At 46.7% G+C, this 255-nt stretch carries 1 protein-coding gene; it reads left to right on the forward strand.

Going from position 1 to position 255, the window contains the following annotated elements:
• Positions 1 to 67 precede the first annotated feature (67 nt).
• A partial coding sequence (locus MN204_RS21915) for a hypothetical protein (RefSeq protein WP_249872988.1) occupies positions 68 to 255 on the forward strand: 188 nt, incomplete at its 3' end.

A 255-nucleotide genomic window follows, 5' to 3' on the forward strand; every position in this document is an offset into this window, starting at 1 on the left:
GTCACGTTATGTTCCATTGTCTGAGATTCTGATCAAGCATCTTCATGAGAAATACAACAGGCGAACGATGGATTACAGTGTGCGTGCCTTCCAAGCGATTACCGCAGCTGGCAACAATGTGATCAGTCAAAACGAATTTACCGCACTCCAAGGTAGCGTAATAAAATCCGTCGAGGTTACCGATTATCTCGGCGAGCGACACGGCAATTACCTCACCTTATCGGACGGTAGAATGCTCCGAACATATGAGGATAG

The organism is Oceanobacillus saliphilus (assembly GCF_023522835.1).
Lineage (GTDB): Bacteria > Bacillota > Bacilli > Bacillales > Amphibacillaceae > Oceanobacillus > Oceanobacillus saliphilus.